This window comes from Bacillus sp. P4_D3 (genome assembly GCF_056401855.1).
The window spans coordinates 1-4,917 of the sequence record NZ_JBFUIN010000236.1; the positions used below are offsets into that span (position 1 = coordinate 1).

General features: G+C 37.0%; 4 protein-coding genes and 2 pseudogenes. 4 read left to right on the plus strand and 2 right to left on the minus strand.

Annotated features, from left to right (window positions below):
* Positions 1 to 1,212 (plus strand): malate synthase A (gene aceB, locus AC1DTM_RS18105; RefSeq protein ID WP_477000600.1); only part of this gene is annotated, 1,212 nt, incomplete at its 5' end.
* A gap of 25 nt (positions 1,213 to 1,237) precedes the next feature.
* Positions 1,238 to 2,515 (plus strand): isocitrate lyase, encoded by a 1,278-nt coding sequence (aceA, locus tag AC1DTM_RS18110; protein WP_016104145.1) that lies wholly within the window; start codon positions 1,238 to 1,240, stop codon positions 2,513 to 2,515.
* 628 nt (positions 2,516 to 3,143) lie between these two features.
* Here the strand turns inward: aceA and AC1DTM_RS18115 are convergent.
* Positions 3,144 to 3,557 (minus strand): annotated as a pseudogene (locus tag AC1DTM_RS18115) (DUF6584 family protein); the annotation flags it as partial.
* A 276-nt stretch (positions 3,558 to 3,833) separates the two neighbouring features.
* Here AC1DTM_RS18115 and cspA point away from each other — a divergent pair.
* Positions 3,834 to 4,037 carry an RNA chaperone/antiterminator CspA gene (gene cspA, locus AC1DTM_RS18120; RefSeq protein WP_000218989.1) on the plus strand — a complete coding sequence of 68 codons (204 nt, stop codon included), beginning with the start codon at positions 3,834 to 3,836 and terminating at the stop codon, positions 4,035 to 4,037.
* 117 nt (positions 4,038 to 4,154) lie between these two features.
* On the opposite strand, the gene AC1DTM_RS18125 is transcribed toward cspA, so the two are convergent.
* Positions 4,155 to 4,340: a hypothetical protein gene (locus tag AC1DTM_RS18125; protein ID WP_002011281.1), complete on the minus strand. Its 186-nt coding sequence runs from the start codon at positions 4,338 to 4,340 to the stop codon at positions 4,155 to 4,157.
* A 415-nt stretch (positions 4,341 to 4,755) separates the two neighbouring features.
* On the opposite strand from AC1DTM_RS18125, the pseudogene AC1DTM_RS18130 reads away from it, so the two are divergent.
* Positions 4,756 to 4,842 (plus strand): annotated as a pseudogene (locus tag AC1DTM_RS18130) (RNA-guided endonuclease TnpB family protein); the annotation flags it as partial.
* Between the last annotated feature and the right edge of the window lie 75 nt (positions 4,843 to 4,917).

Sequence of the window (4,917 nt, forward strand, 5' to 3'; positions counted from 1 at the left end):
GTCGAAGGTCAAATTAACTTACGAGATGCGAGTAAGGGAACGATTTCACATGAAAATGAAAACGGAAAAGAATATCGTTTAAATAGTAAAACAGCTGTATTAATTGTGCGTCCGAGAGGGTGGCATTTAGAAGAAAAACATATGCAAGTTGACGGCAAGAACATGTCTGGCAGTTTAGTAGATTTTGGCTTGTACTTTTTCCATAATGCGAAGGTGCTTTTAGCAAAAGGAAGTGGCCCGTACTTTTACTTACCGAAAATGGAAAGTTACTTAGAGGCAAGATTATGGAATGATGTTTTCGTATTTGCTCAAAAGTATATCGGCATTCCGAATGGAACGATTAAAGCGACTGTGTTAATAGAAACGATTCACGCTTCATTTGAAATGGATGAAATTCTGTATGAACTAAGAGATCATTCTGCTGGTTTAAACTGCGGGCGATGGGATTATATATTTAGTTTCTTAAAGAGTTTCCGTAATCATAATACTTTTTTACTTCCGGATAGAGCGCAAGTCACGATGACAGCGCCGTTTATGCGCGCGTATTCTTTGAAAGTTATTCAAACGTGTCATCGTCGTAACGCGCCAGCAATCGGAGGAATGGCAGCGCAAATTCCAATTAAAAATGATCCAGAAGCAAATGAGGCGGCTTTCGAGAAAGTGCGTGCTGATAAGGAGCGCGAAGCTTTAGACGGTCATGACGGGACTTGGGTTGCCCACCCGGGACTTGTACCGGTTGCAATGGAAGTATTTAATCACATAATGAAAACGCCAAATCAAATTTTTAGAAAGCGTGAAGAAATACGTGTAACAGAAAAGGATTTATTAGAAGTACCGATGGGAACGATTACAGAAGGTGGTCTTCGCACAAATATTAATGTCGGTATTCAATATATTGCATCTTGGTTAAGCGGGAGAGGAGCAGCTCCTATTTATAACTTAATGGAAGATGCGGCAACAGCGGAAATATCAAGAGCACAAGTATGGCAGTGGATTCGTCATGAGGGCGGGAAGCTAAGTGATGGCCGTAATATCACTTTTAAATTGATGGAAGAATTGAAAGAAGAAGAACTAGCAAAAATAGAAAGTGAGATTGGTAAGGAAGCGTTTAAGAAAGGGAGATTTGAAGAAGCTACAAAACTGTTTACAAACCTTGTTCGTAATAACGAGTTCATGCCGTTTTTAACATTACCTGGTTATGAAATTTTATAAGAAACAAGAAAAGGGGATGGAACATATGAAAAACGAAAGAATTGATAAATTGCAGGAAAGCTGGGAATTAGATACGCGCTGGAAAGGAATCACACGTCCATATACGGCTGAAGATGTAATTCGTCTGCGTGGATCGATTGATATTGAACATACGTTAGCGCGCTGCGGTGCAGAGAAGCTTTGGAAATCACTTCATACCGAAGATTATATTAATGCACTTGGGGCATTAACAGGAAACCAAGCGATGCAACAAGTGAAGGCTGGATTAAAAGCAATTTATTTAAGCGGTTGGCAAGTAGCGGCAGATGCGAATCTTTCTGGACATATGTATCCTGATCAAAGCTTATACCCAGCGAACAGTGTGCCGGCTGTTGTAAAACGAATTAACCAAACACTTCAACGTGCTGATCAAATTCAGCATATGGAAGGAAGCGGTGATAAAGATTATTTCGTACCRATTGTGGCAGATGCTGAAGCTGGTTTTGGTGGACAGTTAAACGTATTTGAACTAATGAAAGGGATGATTGAAGCGGGTGCATCTGGCGTGCACTTTGAAGACCAATTATCTTCAGAGAAAAAATGCGGGCATTTAGGCGGAAAAGTATTATTACCGACACAAACAGCGGTGCGTAATTTAATTTCGGCACGTCTTGCTGCTGATGTAATGGGTGTACCAACAATTATCGTCGCAAGAACAGATGCAGATGCTGCAGATTTAATTACGAGCGATATCGATCCAGTTGATCAAGAGTTTATTACAGGTAAAAGAACGCCAGAAGGGTTTTATCGTACGAAAGCAGGTCTTGATCAAGCAATTGCACGTGGTTTAGCGTATGCGCCGTATGCAGATCTCGTTTGGTGTGAAACGTCGGAGCCAAATTTAGAAGATGCAAAACGCTTTGCGGACGCAATTCATAAGAAATATCCAGGGAAGCTACTCGCTTACAACTGTTCCCCTTCATTTAACTGGAAACAAAAGTTAGATGAAAAAACGATTGCAAGCTTCCAAAAAGAAATTGCATCATACGGTTATAAATTCCAGTTCGTAACGCTTGCTGGATTCCATTCATTAAATTACGGCATGTTTGAATTAGCGCGTGGTTATAAAGAGCGCGGTATGGCAGCGTACTCTGAATTACAACAAGCAGAGTTCGCAGCAGAAAAAGATGGTTACTCTGCAACGCGCCATCAACGCGAAGTAGGAACAGGATACTTTGATGAAGTAGCACAAGTAATTACGGGCGGTACTTCATCAACGACTGCTTTAAAAGGATCTACGGAAGAAGAACAGTTTACGAAATAAAGGTATAAGTAGGTGCCCCCAAAATATTTTTGGGGCACCTTTCTTATTTATTATTACGTCGCTGACATTGTTAAACTTTGTCGGAAAGTTGATGGAATTTTATTTGTCGTCGTATTATGGGACGTTCACTTCTATTTAAAATATTCAATCCAATATAGTGAATATACCAATAATAGCAGTAAAAAGAAGGAATGCGAATAATGCTAGACAGCCCCATTTGACACTCCCACCCCTAAAGGGGCAAGYTGACTAACRTCAGTGGSRTTCTTGCTACCAAAGGCGAAGTCCATTTCTGGTATCGCTGACGTGCAAGATTGCGGTGTGCCATCACCACTCCCACAACAGACCATATAGGTTCGTGGGCTACGGTACTGTGACCATACCGTACAGATTGTTSGTTCTCAAATGTTTKTACGTCTTTTKCATGACGACTTAATACATTTTACGGAGTAGAAGAATTKRCTACYCCAACCTCATATGTATTCTGTTTTCAGAGAACAGTCGTTTTAGAGTCTTTTGCATGACTATAAATAAAGTATACCATKTTTTGCTATGCAAAAACGATGCGTTCATCCCACGTCTAAAGACGGACTAAAGTCCTGCGTGGGCTTTCCYGCATCATAAATTCTGTAAATAGTTTGTCTTTCCATGCTTCTTCATAATCATCAATTAGTTCTTCTACCACTTTTTTCTGCAATGGCTGTAAAGGATGTTCGGTGTATAGTCCTGTAATAATGTTATGATTTCCTTTGAATTTTAAAGCACGTACAATATGATAAGAGTCGTTTCCCATCGATTGTTCAAATTGTAGACATGCCGCGTGCATAACATCTGTTTTCTCTTTTTCAAGATACCAATACCGTCCAGCCATTTCTGGGTATTGTAATGTAAAGTAAATATCACCGAGCTTTTTTCTAAGTGCTAATTCATTCGGATAAGTAGCGATTAATCCGTGTAATCTATCTCTTGCTTTTCCAAGGTTATTATTTTCAATATCTTTTTCAATTCTCTTTAATGTTTTTTCAGGGATTATTTCTGTCATATACTCCTCCTTATTAGAATAGGTGTGGTTATCTTGTATAAGAAATACTAAAATTTAGAAATTTTATTTTTAAAAAGGATTGTACATTCTATTTTAAGTATGCTATGATAATACCAGTTGAATAATTAAATTAAGCAATCCATATATTATCAAATGCCGAAAACAAACGGGGAAAAGTATGTGAGAACTAGTTTATGTTTCGAATTTGATAATGTGTGGATTCTTTTTTTATACATGAAGACTAAATAAAATGTATTTTCGTAGGAGGAAATAATTATGACAGTTACAGGACAAGTAAAATGGTTTAACAACGAAAAAGGCTTCGGTTTCATCGAAGTTCCAGGCGAAAACGATGTATTCGTACATTTCTCTGCAATCGAAACTGAAGGTTTCAAATCTTTAGAAGAAGGCCAAAAAGTTAGCTTCGAAATCGAAGAAGGCAACCGTGGACCTCAAGCTAAAAACGTAATCAAACTATAATTTTATAGTTTATTATAGAAAAAAGGATGGCTTATGCCATCCTTTTTTTTGTTGAATATGAAGAATAATGAACTGAATAATCAGTATGTAAAAAGGCTTTCCGTAAAGGAAGGCCTTTTAGTGTTCTTTCACAGCTTTTTTCTTTTCACGTTTCTTACATTCTGGACATTTAGATTTACGAAAAGGCTTCGCGAAGAACAGTAAAATAAAAAATAAACCGAATATAATACTCGCTGAATTTTTTACGATAACAATGCTACTATTTTTCATTTGAATTGTTGGATGATCTTGCTTTTCTTCCATGAGAGACCTCCGTATATTTGATTTATCCCGCTATTTGCCGGGCAGTAAAACTCCCACCTCAAAATTCAGGTGGAGCAAAGAAGTTAGGTGGAAGCCCTGATGCCCGTAAAAGCCCGATTGGTGAGGGCTGATTAAAGTTTCACTTTATATTTTAATTATAGCAAAATTAATCACTGTAATTATATGGAAAACATAATGTGTTAAACATATTATAAATAATATAAATTCTTTTTTCGTATATAGAATMCTCTTTTTATATAATTCACTTCTTTATTATTCTTATATTATTATTAATTGATTTATAGTGTGGTTGATTTATTATAAGTATTTGTAAAGAATCGTAGAATGTAAACCATTTCCTTTTCGTAGATGCTACTATAAAAGGGAAATGAAGAAGGGAAATTAAATAGCGATCGAAAATTTTAAAAAGAGAGGTGAAAAATCTGTTACTAACAAAAGAGTGAATATAGATAAAAATATTCTTAGCGTGCAAAAACTACATATTCTAAGGAAATACATTTGTCTATATTTTTAGTAGCAGATAGTAGACTATGGAAAGTAAAGTAGAACGTTATGT

Bases quoted from the DNA above. Each gene is read 5' to 3' on its own strand.
- cspA (WP_000218989.1), top strand. From the start codon at position 3,834: ATGACAGTTACAGGACAAGTAAAATGGTTTAACAACGAAAAAGGCTTC.
- AC1DTM_RS18125 (WP_002011281.1), bottom strand. From the start codon at position 4,340: ATGGAAGAAAAGCAAGATCATCCAACAATTCAAATGAAAAATAGTAGC.